13 protein-coding genes are annotated in these 16,756 nt (G+C 70.0%); 10 read left to right on the plus strand and 3 right to left on the minus strand.

All coding sequences use genetic code 11. The features are described from left to right. Positions 1 to 310: 310 nt before the first annotated feature. Positions 311 to 1,936, plus strand: coding sequence for an acyl-CoA synthetase (locus LY12_RS04555; RefSeq protein ID WP_253853449.1), 1,626 nt, complete (start codon positions 311 to 313; stop codon positions 1,934 to 1,936). Between the two features lie 1,244 nt (positions 1,937 to 3,180). Here the strand turns inward: LY12_RS04555 and LY12_RS04560 are convergent. Next, positions 3,181 to 4,053: a hypothetical protein gene (locus LY12_RS04560; protein ID WP_253853450.1), complete on the minus strand. Its 873-nt coding sequence runs from the start codon at positions 4,051 to 4,053 to the stop codon at positions 3,181 to 3,183. A gap of 223 nt (positions 4,054 to 4,276) precedes the next feature. On the opposite strand from LY12_RS04560, the gene LY12_RS04565 reads away from it, so the two are divergent. The 6 genes from LY12_RS04565 (at position 4,277) to pucL (ending at position 9,274) form a co-directional block, all read left to right on the plus strand. Then, positions 4,277 to 5,476, plus strand: a complete 1,200-nt coding sequence (locus tag LY12_RS04565; protein ID WP_253853451.1) for a S8 family peptidase — start codon at positions 4,277 to 4,279, stop codon at positions 5,474 to 5,476. A 227-nt stretch (positions 5,477 to 5,703) separates the two neighbouring features. Then, positions 5,704 to 6,459: an SDR family oxidoreductase gene (locus LY12_RS04570; protein WP_253853452.1), complete on the plus strand. Its 756-nt coding sequence runs from the start codon at positions 5,704 to 5,706 to the stop codon at positions 6,457 to 6,459. Continuing rightward, a complete protein-coding gene (locus LY12_RS04575; protein ID WP_253853453.1) occupies positions 6,459 to 7,121 on the plus strand; it encodes a histidine phosphatase family protein in 663 nt (220 codons plus the stop codon). The genes LY12_RS04570 and LY12_RS04575 overlap by 1 nt, the downstream gene beginning before the upstream one ends. Positions 7,122 to 7,466: 345 nt before the next feature. Then, positions 7,467 to 7,961, plus strand: a complete 495-nt coding sequence (gene uraD, locus LY12_RS04580) for a 2-oxo-4-hydroxy-4-carboxy-5-ureidoimidazoline decarboxylase (protein WP_253853454.1) — start codon at positions 7,467 to 7,469, stop codon at positions 7,959 to 7,961. Then, the gene (gene uraH, locus LY12_RS04585) at positions 7,958 to 8,284 is read left to right on the plus strand and encodes a hydroxyisourate hydrolase (protein WP_253853455.1); all 327 of its coding nucleotides are present in this window, start codon (positions 7,958 to 7,960) and stop codon (positions 8,282 to 8,284) included. The genes uraD and uraH overlap by 4 nt, the downstream gene beginning before the upstream one ends. 105 nt (positions 8,285 to 8,389) lie before the next feature. Next, complete coding sequence (gene pucL, locus LY12_RS04590) at positions 8,390 to 9,274, plus strand: factor-independent urate hydroxylase (RefSeq protein WP_253853457.1); 885 nt, start codon at positions 8,390 to 8,392, stop codon at positions 9,272 to 9,274. 101 nt (positions 9,275 to 9,375) lie between these two features. Here pucL and LY12_RS04595 read toward each other — a convergent pair whose 3' ends face one another. Beyond that, positions 9,376 to 10,203, minus strand: a complete 828-nt coding sequence (locus LY12_RS04595) for an IclR family transcriptional regulator (RefSeq protein WP_308292064.1) — start codon at positions 10,201 to 10,203, stop codon at positions 9,376 to 9,378. 212 nt (positions 10,204 to 10,415) lie between these two features. Here LY12_RS04595 and LY12_RS04600 point away from each other — a divergent pair, with 212 nt between their 5' ends. Genes LY12_RS04600 through LY12_RS04610 form a run of 3 tightly spaced genes read left to right on the plus strand, consistent with a single transcriptional unit; the run spans position 10,416 to position 14,136 of the window. Next, a complete protein-coding gene (locus tag LY12_RS04600) occupies positions 10,416 to 11,864 on the plus strand; it encodes an NAD-dependent malic enzyme (protein ID WP_253853458.1) in 1,449 nt (482 codons plus the stop codon). Then, a complete protein-coding gene (locus tag LY12_RS04605) occupies positions 11,861 to 13,240 on the plus strand; it encodes a DUF6986 family protein (protein ID WP_253853459.1) in 1,380 nt (459 codons plus the stop codon). The genes LY12_RS04600 and LY12_RS04605 overlap by 4 nt, the downstream gene beginning before the upstream one ends. 47 nt (positions 13,241 to 13,287) lie before the next feature. After that, a complete protein-coding gene (locus tag LY12_RS04610; protein ID WP_253853460.1) occupies positions 13,288 to 14,136 on the plus strand; it encodes a bifunctional allantoicase/(S)-ureidoglycine aminohydrolase in 849 nt (282 codons plus the stop codon). 596 nt (positions 14,137 to 14,732) lie between these two features. On the opposite strand, the gene LY12_RS04615 is transcribed toward LY12_RS04610, so the two are convergent. Continuing rightward, a complete protein-coding gene (locus LY12_RS04615; RefSeq protein WP_253853461.1) occupies positions 14,733 to 16,442 on the minus strand; it encodes a nucleobase:cation symporter-2 family protein in 1,710 nt (569 codons plus the stop codon). Between the last annotated feature and the right edge of the window lie 314 nt (positions 16,443 to 16,756).

The raw sequence follows: 16,756 nt of genomic DNA on the forward strand, positions 1-16,756 counted from the left end.
TCGTCACCCCGGAGGAGCCCTTCGTCCGGGGCGAGCTCGCCGTCCGGGATGCGCAGCGAGAAGCGGCCTGCGGAATCGCGGGCGACGATCACATGCACGTCGCCGATTCTGCTCCCCGCCACCGACAGTTCGCGCCGGAGGCCCGTGCTGTCCCGCACCAGCGGCTCCAGGTTCGTCGCGACTCCCGGGTGGGAAGGCCGGTGCGGGTGAGACGTCCGTTACTCCGCGGGAACGTTCACCGTCGCGAGGGTTGCTCCGGTTGCCCTACTACCCGGTAGGTTATGTCGGACGAGCCCGAGGAGGTGCGCGGATGAGGACGCCGCCGGCGGTATCAGAGCTGGTCACGCGCGTGACGGAGAAGGTGCGCAGCGTCGGAGTCATGTGGCGGGCGGGACTGTTGCCCTTCCCCCGCCTGGACGAGGGCGTGCGTTCGCTCGTCCTGACCAGCACGTACGGCCCGATCGCCGGTGCGGTTCGCATCGCCGCGCGCCGGAACCCCGAGGCCACCGGTCTCGTCGACGAACGCGGCCCGTTGACCTTCGACGAGCTCGAGCGCAAGTCGAACGCGCTCGCCCGAGCATGGGCGGACCGCGGCGTGGGCCCAGGGGCGAGCATCGCCGCGCTCTGCCGGGACCACCGGGGTCTCGTGCTCACCATGCTCGCGGCCAACAAACTCGGTGCGGCACTGCTGCTGATGAACACCGGCTTCGCGCGGCCCCAGCTGACCGACGTCGCCGCACGGGAGCAGGTGCGAGTGCTGGTCTACGACGAGGAGTTCGGCGACCTGCTCGGCGGCATCGAGAACGTCGATCGCTACCTGGGCTGGGTCGACGACCCGGCGGCGACCGGTGGTGTCGCGACGCTCGACGAACTGATCGACGGCACCGACGAGACGGCCCCGGATGCGCCGCCGAAGCCCGGCGGGCTCGTTCTCCTCACCAGTGGCACCACCGGTACTCCGAAGGGGGCGCCGCGGCCGAAGATCTCCGGGCTCGACTCGGCGCAGTTCCTCGACCGCATCCCGCTGCGCGTCGGCGAGGCGACCTACATGGGCGCGCCGCTGTTCCACGGCACGGGCATCTCCCAGTTCATCCTGTCGCTCGCGCTGGGGAACACGGTCGTGGTGCGGCGCAAGTTCGATCCGGAAGAGGCGCTGCGCGGGATCGCGCGGTACAACTGCACCGCGCTCGTGCTGGTGCCGACCATGCTGCAGCGGATCATCGACCTGGGTCCCGAGGTCATCGGCAAGTACGACACCTCCAGTCTGCGCATCGTCTTCCTGGCCGGGTCGGCACTGCCGCCGGACATCGGCAACCGCGCCACGGAGATCTTCGGCCCCGTGATCCACAACCTGTACGGCTCGACCGAGGTCGCGGTCGCCGCGGTGGCTACGCCCGAGGACTGGGCGAAGGCGCCCGGCACGGTCGGCAGGCCGCCGGTCGGCTGCCGCGTGGCGCTCTACGACGAGCGGGGCACGCAGATCACCGATCCGCACGTCACCGGCCGGGTCTTCGTCGGCAGCGGACTCGCGTTCGAGGGCTACACCGACGGTCGCAACAAGGAGATCATCGACGGCCTGCTCGCCAGTGGCGACGTCGGCCACTTCGACGAGGACGGGCTGCTGTTCATCGACGGCCGGGACGACGAGATGATCGTCTCCGGTGGTGAGAACGTGTATCCGATCGAGGTCGAGAACCTGCTCGTCGAGCATCCTGAGATCCTCGAGGCAGGCGTGGTCGGCGTGGCCGACGACGAGTTCGGCCAGCGGCTCAAGGCGGTCGTGGCCAGGGCCGGAGGGTCCACACTGGACGCCGACGCGGTGCGCTCGTTCGTCAAGGACAACCTCGCCCGCTACAAGGTGCCGCGGGACGTGGAGTTCGTCGAGGCGCTGCCACGGAACGCGACCGGGAAACTGTTGCGCGACAAGCTCGTCTGAGATGTTCATCGCCGCTACGGCCGCCATTGCCGCTACCGCGTCGGAAGTCGGGACTGTCCGTTCTCGCAGGAACATCCTGACCAACGGTCCGACCACGGTCGCGAACCGGAACGAGAAACCAGCGGCAGGGAACACCAGCACGGTGGCAACCCACCGTTCTAGGATGTGTTGCTCACCGCTTCTGGCGGGCTTGCGGGTGAGTCTTGAGCTGCGTGCGTGATGTGATCTCGGATGAGGCGTGGTCTGTTCGGTGGGGCGAACCGGATGCGGGGCGCGGGTGATGGAGAAGGCGCAGTCGCTCACGCAGCAGGCTGGAGGACCTGGGACGTGCGCTCGCGTTCGTCCCTACTCCGGGGCAGGCCGCGGACACCAGCATGCTGGCCGCGGTGCTCAGTGAAATCCGCGTGCCGGGCGCCGCGCCGCGACCGTCCATTGGCTCACAGCAGACGCCCGCACCATGGCCGGAAACCTCGTTGCCCGCACCGTACCGGCGCTACTGGTCGGACGGGCCCGTGAACGAGACCGGCTTTCCGGTGGCGCGCGCATACGCGATCTGCCGGCGCGTGGACTTCCGATGTATCCGCCGGGGTTGACGACCAGAACCCGATCAGCCAGGTCGATCTTTCGCTGGTGGAGATCGTCGAGCAGAGTCTTCTGCTCGCTGGAGATCACCTCGTCCGTCTCACCCGGTGCGACGACCATGACGCCTGCGAACGTCAGATCACGATTCGCCTCGCGCATCTGTTCAGCGAATCGGACAGAGCCGCAGATGCAGACGATCTCAGGTCGATCAGGCACAGCTCAGTCTCTCATCGAATCGAGAGCCCGCGGCCGCACACGTCTCATCAGTCGCCCTTCACCACGACGTCCGAGATGTACGCGGCGAGCCGGTCGCCGGGCCTGTGCCGCGAGCACCGTGAAGACCTCGCAGAGGTAGCGGGTGGCCGCCGGCACGGGAACTGTTTCCGAGTAGGGGAATCCACGTCCTGAACACACCAGGCCCTGCCCGGCATACGATCCGGCAGCACCCACGCCCACATGCGCCGAATCGTGGTGAATCCACCCGTCGATGACGGCTGATCCGCGCCGCGACGGTGCCGATACCGACGGAAGTTCCCCCGGAAAACGGATGAGAGCGGCGAAACCGGACACGTGGGGCGGTACCCGGCAATTCGTTGCTACCGAGGTCGGTGCGCCGATCACACTCGCCGGGTCACGTTCGGTGACCGGAACGACGAAAGTCGCTACAGCCAGCCGATTCCGAAGACGCCGGGGCCGAAATCCACGGCGACGGCATGGGCGCGGCCCCGGTCGTCGAGCGCGACGTCCTGGGACTCGGCCGTGCCGCCGTGGCTCCGGTAGGAATACCGCCAGCACTGCGCGGGCGGGCGTGCTGGATCGAAATCGACTTCCAGCAGGTATTCGGGGACGGGTTCCCAGAATTCGCGGAAATGCGCCTTCCTGGTGTCGGGACACGGATCGTGCTGATACGACAGCGAATACTCGACGAGCTGCGTCTCGCCGGCGTCGATCGCGTTGCTGAAGATCAGTTCGGCCAGGGTCAGGTTGGTGGCGGGGTCCGCTTCGATGCGGCCCACCGAGCAGTTCCGCAGTGCGGTGAGGTCCGGGGCTGCCTCACCGCCGTCCGAGCCGTCCTGCCGATAGGCGAGCAGCCAGCGGTCCTGACCGTCGGCGCGGGCGCGGAAGACGGCCTTGGCCGTCACGGTGCTGTGCGGGCCGTCCCCGGGGGTGTCGCCGGTGGTGACCACGCAGTGGTCGTGCAGCCCGACGAGTGCCACATCGCGTGCGTCGTCGAGACTGAGGCGCCGTTGGGAGCGGTCGTCGAGCCTGCGCCGGGACGTGCTGCCCCGAGGCCGGGGCGGCGGCAGCAGGCCGAGCAGTGTTCCGGCGGGCACGTCGAGAATCTCTTCGAGCGTGCGTACCGCGGAGATCGAACTCTGCCGTTCCGGTTGCCGTTTTCCGGATTGCCAATAGCTCAGCGCGGTGACGCTGATCGTGATGCCGTGGTCCTGAAGTCGCGCCTGAATGCGGTCCAGACCGAGTCCGCTCGTGGCGATGGCGGAGCGCAGGGCTGCCGAGAACGCGGTGCCACTCACGTGCCGGATCGCCTCCCGATGCCACGACGATAACGATATGGACAACGTTAGCAGCATCCTGTAACACGTCAGTGGCTGACTGCACAAAGTGACATTTAGACCATTCGGAGCATCGCTCATTACGGTGTTCAGTCCACAACTGGTAACTGTGAATCATTGCCACTGGGCTTCCCGCGCCGCTTGCATGAGTCGCGAACCTGCCGGGATAACGGAAGGAATCCGAATGGGTAACTCTCGCAAGCTGAGGCGGAGCCTGAACGTGGGCGTCGTGGCGGCCGGTGTGACCGGACTGGTCGCAGCCGGCCTGGGGTCCGCTGCTGCGGCGCCGGAGGGGAAGATCCTCTCGGCGAACACGCCCAACGCGGTCGACGGCAGCTACATCGTCGTCCTCGACGACGGTGCGCGGACGGCTTCGGTGTCGACGATGGCCACGCAGCTGGCCGGTGAGTACGGACTGAACCTGTCGTCGACCTACGACACGGTGATGGACGGCTTCACCGTGAAGGCCGACGAGGCGGAGGCGAAGCGGCTGGCCGCCGACCCGTCGGTCGACCGTGTCGTGCAGAACCAGCGGGTGCACGTGACCGAGACGCAGTCGCCGACCCCGTCGTGGGGTCTGGACCGCATCGACCAGTCGGCGCTGCCGCTGGACGACTCGTACACCTACAACACGCAGGCCGAGAACGTCACCACGTACATCATCGACACCGGTGTGGACACCGCCCACGAGGACTTCGGCGACCGTGTGCAGCCCGGCAAGGACTTCATCGACAACGACGACGACGCCAATGACGAGCAGGGCCACGGCACGCACGTCGCCGGCACGGTGGCGGGCACCGACTACGGCGTCGCCAAGGGTGCGAACATCGTGCCGGTCCGCGTGCTCGACGAGAACGGCTCGGGCACGACCGACGGCGTGATCTCCGGTGTCGAATGGGTCGCCGAGAACGCCTCCGGCCCGGCCGTGGCCAACATGAGCCTCGGCGGCACCGCCGACGAGGCCCTCGACGCCGCGGTGCAGGGTGCGATCGACGCCGGCGTGACGTTCGCCGTCGCGGCGGGCAACGAGAGCTCCGACGCGAGCGGCAGCTCGCCTGCGCGGGTCGAGGACGCCATCACGGTGGCGGCCTCGGGCGAGCAGGACCAGCAGGCCGACTTCTCCAACTACGGCGAGGTCGTCGACATCTACGCCCCGGGTGTGGACATCGTGTCGGCCCAGATGGGCGGCGGTGAGACGGCTCTGTCCGGGACGTCGATGGCCGCTCCGCACGTGGCCGGTGCCGCGGCGCTGTACCTGGCCGACAACCCGGAGGCCACCCCGGCGGAGGTGTCCGAGGCGCTGACGACGTCGGCGACCCCGGACGTCATCACCAACCCGACCGGCGCCACGCCGAACCTGCTGCTCAACACGGTTCAGCAGTGATCTGCTGCTGAACGATGCCCGCTTGCGGGCGGCTGCACCGGTGGCCCGGCGCCCGACGGCGCCGGGCCACCGGTCGTCGTGTGCCGCACCGCACCGCCCCACCGCCCCACCGCCGCACTGCCGCACCGCCGCACCGCCGCACCGCCGCACCGCCGCACCGCCGCACCGCGGGAGTGTGTTGTCACCGACACTCCGCACGTGGCGGTGAACATGGCAGAGTTCGGCGCATGACCACCCGGAAGAGGATCCTGATCACCGGTGCCAGTTCGGGGCTCGGCGAGGGTATGGCCCGGCGGTTCGCCGCCGCGGGCCGGGACCTCGCCCTGTGTGCACGCCGCACGGACCGGCTGGACGCACTGGCGGCCGAGCTGACCGAACGGCACCCCGGCATCCGCGTGGCCGTGGCCGGTCTGGACGTGAACGCCCACGACGACGTGTTCACCGTGTTCCGCTCGCTGGCCGCCGAGCTGGGTGGGCTGGACCGGGTCGTCGTCAACGCCGGTCTCGGCAAGGGGCAGCCGATCGGCACCGGGTACTTCGCCGCGAACCGGCAGACGATCGAGACGAATCTGGTGGCAGCACTGGCGCAGTGCGAGGCCGCGATGGAGCTGATGCGTGAACAGAACGCGGGCCACCTCGTCGTGGTGTCGTCGTTCAGCGCGATCCGCGGTATGCCGCGCAACATGACGGCCTACGGCGCGTCGAAGGCCGGTGCCGCGGCGCTTGCCGACGGCATCCGGGCCGACGTGCACGGGACACCGATCCGCGTGAGCACCGTGCTGCCGGGCTTCATCGAATCGGAGATGACCTCGCGCTCCGGCGGGCGCACCCCGCTGGTCGCCGGAGCCGACCGTGGGGCGGACGCCATGGTGAAGGCCATCGAGTCGGAGCGCGCCGCCGCGTACGTGCCGTCGTGGCCCTGGACGCCGCTGTCGGTGCTGTTGCGGGTGCTGCCGGTGGGCGTGTTCCGGAAGCTCGTCTGATGGGCGCCATCCACCTGGTGCGGCACGGACAGGCGTCGTTCGGGGCGGCCGATTACGACAAGCTGTCCGATCTGGGTCGTGAACAGGCCCGCTTGGTTGGCGCCGAACTGGCACGCAGACAGGTACGTGTCGACCACGCGTGGTGCGGCTCGCTGTCCCGGCAACGGGACACCGCGGAGCTGGCGCTGGCCGAGTGCGCGCCCGGCGTCGCGGTGACCGAGGATCCGCGCTGGGACGAGTACGCCGACGGCGACGTCCTCGGCGCGCACGGCGACGGCAGACCGCAGGACGCGCAGGACCCACGGGGTTTCCAGCGCGTGCTGGAGGAGGCGCTCGCGGCATGGGCGGCCGCGGGCGCGCGGAGTGCGGCGGCGGAGCCGTGGACCGCGTTCCGCGACCGGGTCGAGGCTGCCGCCGCCGAGGTGGCCGGTGGCCTCGGCAAAGGCGAGCAGGCCGTCGTGTTCACCTCGGGTGGTGTGATCGCGACCTTGTGCGGGCTGTTGCTCGGCGCGCCGGAGACCCACCTCGTGACGCTCAGCCGCGTCGCGGTGAACGCCGGGATCAGCAAGCTGGCCACCGGCCGTGCGGGCATGACGCTGGTGTCGTTCAACGAACACGGCCACTTCGACGGCCCGACCTCCGGCCACGTGACCTACCGCTAGCCGGGCCGACTTCCCGGTGGTGCGCGGGATCCGGCGAGTGATCCGGTCCGATTCGGACGGTCGCTGTCGGTCGGCGGTCCGGCTCGTACGGCGATCGACGGGCGGTGGCGCGCCGCCTCGCTCTCCCGTGCGGCTGCCACGGCCGCCGGACGCGTCGTGGATCCGGCCGTCGCCGCACGATCTCCCGGGTCGCAGCCCGGCCCGGTCCGCCGCCGGTGGACCGCCTCTCGTCGCGTCCGAGGCCGATCGTGGCCGCTGTCGGCTCAGTGTCTTGACATCTCCCTGCGCGCGGCCCAGAGTTGCGGATAGCGAAAGTTTTAGTCCGGGATGCGAGAAGAGGAGTCGATGACGCTCGAGGAGTTCAACAGCCTCGCCGCTGCCGATGCGGCGGAGGTGCTCCGGCCGTGCCTCGACGTCGACCGCTGGATCCACGCGGTGGCCGACGGACGTCCTTATGCGGACGTCGAGTCGTGCGTGGCCGCGGCGCGGCAGGTGGCGCACCCGCTGCAGCCCGCCGAGATCGAGGCCGCCCTGGCCCATCACCCGAGGATCGGGGAGCGGTCGACGGGCGGCTCGGCCGAGGCGCGTCATTCCCGGCGGGAACAGGCCGGGCTGGGGGAGGCCGGTGCCGACGTCGAACAGCGCCTCGCCGCGGGCAACGCCGCCTACGAGGAGCGCTTCGGGCGGGTCTTCCTCATCCGCGCCGCAGGCCGGACCCACCGCGAGATCCTCGACGAACTGGAACGCAGGCTGGAGCAGGAGCCCGCCGACGAGCTCGCCGAGACCGGCGAGCAGCTCGAGCAGATCGCCGCCCTGCGACTGGAAGGACTTCTCCGATGAGCTTCATCACCGCCCACGTGCTCGACTCCACCAGCGGCACCCCCGCCGCCGGCGTCGACGTCGAGCTCCGCGCCGCCGACGGCGCACCCATCGCCGCAGCCCGGACCGACCAGGACGGTCGCGTGTCCGAGCTCGGCCCACAGACCCTGGAGTCCGGCGACTACCGGATCACCTTCCGGACGGGTTCCTATTTCGCCGCACGGGGGCAGGAGCACTTCCACCCGTCGGTGACCGTGGACTTCACGGTGCAGCCGGGGGAGGAGCACTATCACATCCCGCTGCTGCTGAGCCCATTCGCCTATTCCACGTATCGCGGCAGCTGACCCAGGAGTCGGCGGGACGGTGCGGGCCCGGCTCGAGGGCGGACTCGGCCACGCGGCGTTCCCCGGCGGCTGGCGCGGGACATCCTTCGAGAACAGGAGCACGCGATGAGCGCTGTGAAGCTCACGAGCAACCAGTACGGCAAGGCGGAGAACCACGTGGTCAGGGTGTACCGGGACACCCCGCGCCACGAGCTGCGGGACCTGAACGTCTCCTCGCAACTGCACGGTGACTTCCAGGCGGCGCACACCGAGGGGGACAACGGGCACGTGGTCCCCACCGACACCCAGAAGAACACGGTCTTCGCCAAGGCCAAGGAGGAGGGCGTCACCTCCCCCGAACGGTTCCTGCTGTCGCTGGCCGGTCACTTCACCTCGTCCTTCGACTGGGTCACCGGTGGCCGTTGGTCCGCCGAGGAGTACGGCTGGTCGCGCATCGACGGCCACGATCACTCGTTCTTCCGCTCCGAGCCGGAGGTTCGCACGGCCGTGCTGGTGCGCGACGGTACCGACGACCAGCTGGTCGCCGGCTTCTACGGGCTCACCGTGCTCAAGACGACCGAGTCGGGCTTCGTGGGCTATCCGAAGGACAAGTACACGACGCTGGGTGAGACCGAGGATCGGATCCTGGCCACCGACATCTCGACCCGCTGGCGCTACAGCACCACCGACGTCGACTTCGACGAGGTCTACCGGCGGGTGCGCGGCATCATCCTCTCGACGTTCACCGACCACTACTCCAAGGCGCTGCAGCACACGCTGTACCAGATGGGGCAGAACGTCATCGACGCCGTCGACGAGATCGAGGAGATCCGCTTCTCCTGCCCGAACAAGCACCATTTCGTCTCGGACCTCTCGCCGTTCGGACTGGAGAACCCCAACGAGGTGTTCTACGCCGCCGACCGGCCCTACGGTCTGATCGAGGCGACCATCGCGCGGGAGGAGGCGACCGAGCGGCCGGACGTCTGGGCGGCCGTCACCGGGTTCTGCTGAGCGGGAGCAGACTCGTCGCCCGGGTGCGCCGCCTTCTCGGCGCGCGCCCGGGCGACGGCCAGACCGCCGACGGCGGTCAGGCGCGGTTCGGAGCCGGCCGCTCAGGCCTGTGCCAGCGCCTCGGAGATCTGCTCGGCGCAGCGTTGCAGCAGTGGGACGGCGCGATCGGCGAAGTCGTCGCCCACGCGGCTGGTGGGACCGGAGACGGAGATCGCCAGCGGCGTGGGCGCATTCGGCACCGCCGTGGCGAAGCAGCGCACGCCGAGTTCCTGCTCCTGCTCGTCGACGGAGTAGCCACGCTCGCGGATGCGGGCGAGTTCGTCCTCCAGCTCCTCGAGCGAGCGGATGCTGTGTTCGGTGTGCGGCGGCAGGCCCGCGGTGGTGATGATCTGACGGACCTGCTCAACGGGCAGCTGCGCGAGGATCGCCTTGCCCGCGCCGGTGTCGTGGGTGTGGGCGCGGCGGCCGACCTCGGTGAACATGCGCATCTGGTGGGGCGAGGGCACCTGATCGACGTAGACGACCATGTCGCCGTCGAGGGTGGCGACGTTGGCGCTCTCGCCGAGCTGCTCGACCAGCGTGCGCAGATGTGGCCGGATGAGCGCGCCCAGCTGGCGTCCGGCGAGTTCGCCCAGGCGCGCCAGCTCCGGGCCCAGGGCGTAGCCGCGGTCGGGCAGTTGCCGCACCACGCCGATGCCGAGCAGTGTCTTCAGCAGGCGGTGGATCGTGGGTATCGGCAGGTCGACGGCGGCGGCCAGCTCGCTGAGAGTGGTGCGGCCGCCGGAGGCCGCGATCACCGAGAGCAGGTCGAAGACGCGCTCGACGGATTGGACCCCGCCCCGTGTCGGCCGGTCGGCAGGAGTGCTGCTGCCCATGACGTCGGCGTCCTCCTCGAGGTCGGGGTGGGGCGCGGCGGGCTGCACCGGCACTCTGATCGACTCTGGTGTGTCCGACTCTATCCGGTGGCGGCGCGGTCCCCGACGGGGCGTCGTGGTGCAGCCGGATTCGCTCCGTGGACTGGGCTGCGGCAACCATCTGCGTTATCGTATTGCGGAGAGTCTCGTTCGCATAGCGGAAAAACTGCTCAGCGTGGAACCTCCCTGTGGAACGATGATCACTGTCGATCGGAAAGGCCCACTCCATGACACAGCCGAGCCCCGGACACTCCATCACGCTGCGGGTGGCCACGCCCGCAGGACCGGCGTCGGCCACTGACCTGGTGGCGGCGGTCGCGGATGCCGGCGCGGCGCTGACCGCCTTCGACGTCGTCGAAGCGGCTCAGAACGAGCTGCTCGTCGACATCACCTGCGACACCCTGGGCGCCGAGCACGCCACCGACGTGGCCGCCGCGCTCTCCGCACTCGACGGCGTCACGGTGCGGAAGTCCTCGGACCGCACGTTCCTGGTCCACCTCGGCGGCAAGCTGGAATCGACGCCGAAGGCGCCGATCCGCACCCGCGACGACCTCTCCCGCGCCTACACCCCGGGCGTCGCGCGGGTCTGCCGGGCGATCGCGGCCAACCCCGCCGACGCCCGCAGGTTGACCATCAAGCGCAACACCGTCGCCGTCGTGACCGACGGCTCCGCCGTGCTGGGCCTCGGCGACATCGGCCCCGAGGCGTCCATGCCCGTGATGGAGGGCAAGGCCGTGCTGTTCAAGGAGTTCGCCGGCGTCGACGCCTGGCCGGTACCGCTCGACGCCCGTGACACCGAACAGATCATCGCGATCTGCAAGGCCCTCGCCCCGGCCTACGGCGGCATCAACCTGGAGGACATCGCGGCGCCGCGCTGCTTCGAGATCGAAGCCCGGCTGCGCGAGGAGCTCGACATCCCGGTCTTCCACGACGACCAGCACGGCACCGCCATCGTCACGCTGGCCGCCCTGACCAACGCGCTGAAGGTCGTGGCGAAGCGGCTCGACGACGTGCGGATCGTGATCTCCGGGGCGGGCGCGGCGGGCCACGCCATCGCGGCGTTGCTGCAGGCCGCCGGTGCGCGCGACATCGTGGTCTGCGGCCGGGCCGGCGTGCTCGACCCGCGGGCCGACCACGCCGACCCCCACCGAGCCTGGCTGGCCACGCACACCAACCCGGAGGGAATCACCGGCACTCTGAAGGAGGCCGTCGTCGGCGCCGACGTGTTCATCGGGGTCTCCGCGCCCGACCTGCTCGACGGCGGCGACATCGAGGCGATGGCCTCGGATGCGGTGGTCTTCGCGATGTCCAATCCGGACCCCGAGGTCGACCCCGCGGTGGCGGGGCGCACCGCGTCCGTCGTGGCCACCGGGCGCAGCGACTACCCGAACCAGATCAACAATGTGCTCGCCTTCCCCGGCTTCTTCCGTGGCCTGCTGGACGCCGGTGCCAGCGACATCACCGACGACATGCTGGTCGCCGCCGCCGAGGCGATCGCGGGATGCATCTCAGCCGAGGCGCTGAACCCGCACCACATCATCCCCACGGTCTTCGAGCACGGCGTGGCCGAGCGCGTCGCCGCCGCCGTGGCCGGGGCCGCGCGCCGGAACGCGGTCACCGCGCGTGCCTCCGGCGGTGATCACGCGCCGGTCGTCCCCGAAGGCGCGGCCGTATGAGCGCGCCGAGTTCGCACGGCGTGCTCGGGGACCAGCTCGCCGCGGACCTGGACGCGCGCCTGGCCGGCGTCGACGCCGAACTGGCAGCCCGCCACGACGGCGTCGCGGCACCGCAGCCGGTCCACACCGTCTACGTTCCGGCCGACTCGTGGCATCCGGGGCTGCCCGGCGAATGGGGCGAGCGGGCCCTCACGGCCGTCGAACGGCACGGCGGCATGCAGGCACTCGCCGAGCGCGTGCTGCGGGCCGCGGAACAGGAACCCGGCCTCGTGCGCACCCCCGGAGTGGCCCAGGATCCGCAGTCCGCGTCGGTGAGCCCCGTGGCCGCCCGCGAACAGGCGGCCGCAGGGCTCGCCGAGGCGGTCACGACGAAATTGCACACCGAACCGATCGAAGACCTTCGCCTGGACTTCGAGGACGGGTTCGGCGACCGGAGTGACGACGAGGAGGACCACTGGGCCGCCGAAGCGGGCAGGCGGGTCGGCAGGACACGGGGCGCGCCTGCTCCGCGCCGCATCGGGCTGCGGATCAAGTGCTTCGAGGCACCGGTGCGCCGCCGCGCACTGCGCACCCTCGACCTCTTCGTGGCCCACGTTCTCGAAACCGCAGGCACGTGGCCGCGCGGTCTGGTGATCACGCTGCCGAAGGTCAGCACCCCCGACCAGGTCGCCGCCATGGTGCAGGTCTGCCGCACGCTGGAGTGGGCCCACGGCCTCGGCGACGGTGTCATCGGGTTCGAGATACAGGTCGAGACGCCCCGGTTGATCCTCGGGCCCGACGGGACGGTGCCGCTGGCCGCGGCCGTGCGGGCGGGCGAAGGCCGGGTCACCGGGCTGCACTACGGCACGTTCGACTACAGCGCCGCGCTCGGAGTGCCCGCCCAGCAGCAGGCCCCCGACCACCCGGCCGCCGACGTCGCCAAGCATCAGATGCTGTTGGCGGCGGCGGGCACCGGCGTGGAGGTCTCCGACGGTGCGACCAACGCGCTGCCGGTCGGCGACGACGACAAGGTGCTGGCAGCCTGGGACCTGCACGCCGCATTGGTGCGGCGGCAACTGCAGCACGGCATCCGGCAGGGTTGGGACATGCACCCGCACCATCTGCCCACGCGGCACCTGGCGACGTTCCACTTCTTCCGGCTCGGTTTCGGTACCGCCGCCGCCAGGTTGCGTGCCTACGTCCGCCGTGAGCACGGCGCGGTGCTCGACGAACCGGTGCTCGACGAACCGGCCACCGCGATGGCGCTCGCAGGCCACATCCGCCGCGGACTCGACTGCGGCGCACTCGCCGTCGCCGACCTGGAGCGCTCCGTCGGCATCGACCGTGCGGAGCTGGAACACATCACCCGCACCGGACGCACGAGCATGCCCGGTTGAGCACAATTCGGTTCCCTGACCGTCGCCCCATCGAGGAAGGAGCCCCTGTGGCAGACCAGCGAGACGAATCGGAGCGGCCCGCGGCCGCCACCGGCTACTACGCCCCACACGGTGGCCACCCGCCGCAGACCGATCTGCTCACCGACCGGGCGCGGGTCACCGAGGCCTACACGGTGATCCCGCGCGGGGTGCTGCGCGACATCGTCACCACCGTGCTGCCCGAGTGGCGCGACACCCGAGCCTGGGTCCTGCATCGGCCGGTGGCCGGGGGAGCGGTGACCTTCTCGCAGACCATCCTCGAGGTCGCCCCGGGCGGCGGTTCAGACGAGCCCGAGCCGCAGCCGGAGGTCGAAGGCCTGCTCTTCGTCATGGAGGGCGAGCTGGACCTGACCCTCGACGGTGCCGAGCACCGGCTGGGCCCCGGCAGCTACGCCTTCGTGCCGCCGGCGGCGGCGTGGAGGCTGCAGGCCGTGGGGGACGAACCCGCACGGCTGCATTGGCTGCGCAAACGGCACCAGCCGTTGCCGGGCACGCGGCCCAGGGCGGTCGTCGGCCGGGAGCAGGACATCGAGCCCAGCCCGATGCCGGGCACCGAAGGACGTTGGCGCACCACGCGGCTGCTCGACCCGAAGGACGTCGCCTACGACATGCACGTCAACATCGTCACCTTCGAACCCGGCGCGGTGATCCCCTTCGCCGAGACCCACGAGATGGAACACGGGCTCTACGTACTGCAGGGCAAGGCCGTCTACCGGCTCAACGAGGACTGGGTGGAGGTCCAGGAGGGCGATTTCCTTTCCCTGCGCGCCTTCTGCCCGCAGGCCTGCTACGCCGGCGGCCCCGGCCCCTTCCGCTACCTGCTCTACAAGGACGTCAACCGGCAAGTGATGCTGTGACCGCGACGGCAGGCTGACCCGCCACGACGTTCCGCCGGCTCGCTGCCGGCTTCGTCGCCGGTTCGCCGTGGCAGTCTGTGGCGCCCGGGCCGAGGTTTCCGTACGTCGGCCCGGGCGTCGTCGTGTCCGCAGCTGTCGAGTACGAACCGTCGTGTGTGGACAGTCGTTACGGAAGCGTCGTTACGGAAGCGTCGTTTCGGGTCGCGTTGTGGTCCGCGCCCCCGCGCTCTGGGCAGCCGCGCTCTGGGTGTTTGCGCGCGTTGGGGCCGTGGAGCGCTCTGGGAAGCCGTTTCCCGTTCGACCGCCGCTACCGGGACTGTCGTCGTCCGGTCGCGTGCTGGACCGTGTCGTGGGCGTCGCTGTCAGGGCGCGGTGGGGACGGCCCTCGCGCGGTCACGATGTGGGGCCGTCCGAGCGAATCCGCAACACGGCCCCCGGAATCCGCAACACGGGCCCCGGGATCCGCAACACGAGCCCGCGAATCCGCAACACGGGCGCCGGGATCCGCAACACGAAGACCCGGGGCCGAGGTGCGTGGTGCATCTCGGCCCCGGGCTCACCGCCTCGCGTCGGCCGGGCCGGTGCGGGCCCGCGGTTCAGTCCCGGCGCTCAGCCGTTCCGTGGACCTGGGGTTCCCGCTGGGGACGTGGTGGTTCCTGCGCGCCGGCCGCCGCGCCTCCCCCATCGGCGTGCCGGGCGTCCTGCGGGTCTGCCGTCGACGGGTCGCCGACGTCGGAAGCGATCACCTCGGGGATCTGACTGGTGTCCGTGATCTCCCCGCACTCGATCTTCGCGCGGACCTCGTCGAGCTTGTCGTCGGGCACCAGCGGGACTTCTTCGCCGTCGCAGTCGACGAACCGCCCGTTGACGAACACGTCGCCCTCGCGCAGGTCTCGCAGGTCGGACGGGGACAGCACCCGCACCGGTTTGGCGGCGAACACCGACGGGTTGCGGGAGTTGCCTGCGGTGAGTTCGTTGAACAACAGGTTCAGCAGCACCGCCATGATCGCCGCCGACGAGATGCCGGAGTGGAAGATCGTCTGGAACCACTCGGGGAAGTGGTGGTAGAAGTCCTCCTTCACCACCGGGATCATCGCGAACGCCAGTGAGGTCGACACGATGATGAGGTTCATGTTGCCGTCGTAGGACACGCTGCGCAGATTCCGGATTCCGGACCCGGTCACCGTGCCGAAGAGGACCACGCCGGCACCGCCCAGCACGGGCATCGGGATCGCCGAGATCACCTGCCCGAAGATCGGCAGTAGTCCGAGCACGATCATGATCACGCCACTGCTGGCGACCACGAAACGGCTCTTGACCCCGGTCAGCGCCACGAGCCCGACGTTCTGGGCGAAGGCGGACTGGGTGAAGGAGCCGAACAACGGCGCCGCGGCCGAGGAGAGCATGTCGGCGCGAAGACCGTTGGCGATCCGGCGGCGGTCGACCGACGTTCCGATGATCTCGCCGACGGCGATGATGTCCGCGGCGGTCTCGGTCTTGATCACGAGGATGACGATGGTCATCGAGACGATCGAGGCGATGTCGAAGTCCGGTACGCCGAAGGCGAGGAACTCCGGAGCGGCGATCGGCGAGCCGGTGCCCACGTCGCTGAAATCGGTGAGCCCGAGCAGGGCGCCGACGACGGTTCCGCCGATCAGGCCCAGCAAAATGGACAGTCGCGACAGTGTTGCCGAGCCGACCTTGCTCAGCAGCAGGATGATCGCGAGTGTCAGGAACGCCAGGCCGATGTTGGCCAGTGAGCCGTAGTCGGCGGACTCGGAGTCACCGCCCATCGCCCAGTCCGCGGCCACCGGCACCAGTGTCAGCCCGATGGCGGTGATCACCACGCCGGTGACCACCGGTGGGAAGAACCGGATGATGCGGGCGAAGAACGGCGCCACCACGAATCCGAGGACGCTGGCGGCGACGATGGAGCCGGCCACCGTGGACAGGTCGTTGCCGGGGCCGGCGAGGATGGCCACCATCGTCGCGACCGAGGCGAAGGACACGCCCTGCACCAGCGGCAGTTTGGAGCCGAGGAAGGGCAGTCCGACGCTCTGCAACAGCGTGGCCAGACCGCCGATGAACAGGCTCGCGGTCACGAGCACCGCCGTGCGGTCGGGGCTCAGCCCGGCGGCCCCGCCGACGATCAGGGGGACGGCGATCAGCCCGCCGTACATCGTGAGCACATGCTGCAACCCGAACGTCGCGAGTTTGCCGAGGGGAAGTCGCTCGTCCTCCGGGCGTTCGGAGGACGACGGGGGAGTCCGTCGGCTCTGCGCGTCTCGGGAGGTCTTCTTGCTCATCGTTGAGCACCTTTCTGAGGTGTCGTGCCGGCCGTCGCCGGATCGCACGGCGTCGGTGGGGCTCGTGGCGGCGCGGGCGCCGGAGGCCGTGGGGCGGCAGTCCTACACGGTCGAAACTTGAACTCCGCGATGCGATATTGGCATTCCGTATGGTGATTCAGTCACCTGCCCGCGGTCAACAGCCGATGTCGCGGCGCCGTGCAGGCGGGACGGACGCCGTCCGATTCGGCTGCGATCGCCGGGATGGGAGGTCCCGGGTTTCCCCTGCTCACGGCGGTACTCGCGGTGAGTCGCGGGTGTGTGTGCCGGTTGTT

Origin of the sequence: Prauserella alba, assembly GCF_024171735.1 — a bacterium.
In the GTDB taxonomy this organism is placed as follows: domain Bacteria; phylum Actinomycetota; class Actinomycetes; order Mycobacteriales; family Pseudonocardiaceae; genus Prauserella; species Prauserella alba.

Bases quoted from the DNA above. Each gene is read 5' to 3' on its own strand.
- LY12_RS04555 (WP_253853449.1), top strand. From the start codon at position 311: ATGAGGACGCCGCCGGCGGTATCAGAGCTGGTCACGCGCGTGACGGAG.
- LY12_RS04565 (WP_253853451.1), top strand. From the start codon at position 4,277: ATGGGTAACTCTCGCAAGCTGAGGCGGAGCCTGAACGTGGGCGTCGTG.
- LY12_RS04570 (WP_253853452.1), top strand. From the start codon at position 5,704: ATGACCACCCGGAAGAGGATCCTGATCACCGGTGCCAGTTCGGGGCTC.
- LY12_RS04575 (WP_253853453.1), top strand. From the start codon at position 6,459: ATGGGCGCCATCCACCTGGTGCGGCACGGACAGGCGTCGTTCGGGGCG.
- uraD (WP_253853454.1), top strand. From the start codon at position 7,467: ATGACGCTCGAGGAGTTCAACAGCCTCGCCGCTGCCGATGCGGCGGAG.
- uraH (WP_253853455.1), top strand. From the start codon at position 7,958: ATGAGCTTCATCACCGCCCACGTGCTCGACTCCACCAGCGGCACCCCC.
- pucL (WP_253853457.1), top strand. From the start codon at position 8,390: ATGAGCGCTGTGAAGCTCACGAGCAACCAGTACGGCAAGGCGGAGAAC.
- LY12_RS04600 (WP_253853458.1), top strand. From the start codon at position 10,416: ATGACACAGCCGAGCCCCGGACACTCCATCACGCTGCGGGTGGCCACG.
- LY12_RS04605 (WP_253853459.1), top strand. From the start codon at position 11,861: ATGAGCGCGCCGAGTTCGCACGGCGTGCTCGGGGACCAGCTCGCCGCG.
- LY12_RS04615 (WP_253853461.1), bottom strand. From the start codon at position 16,442: ATGAGCAAGAAGACCTCCCGAGACGCGCAGAGCCGACGGACTCCCCCG.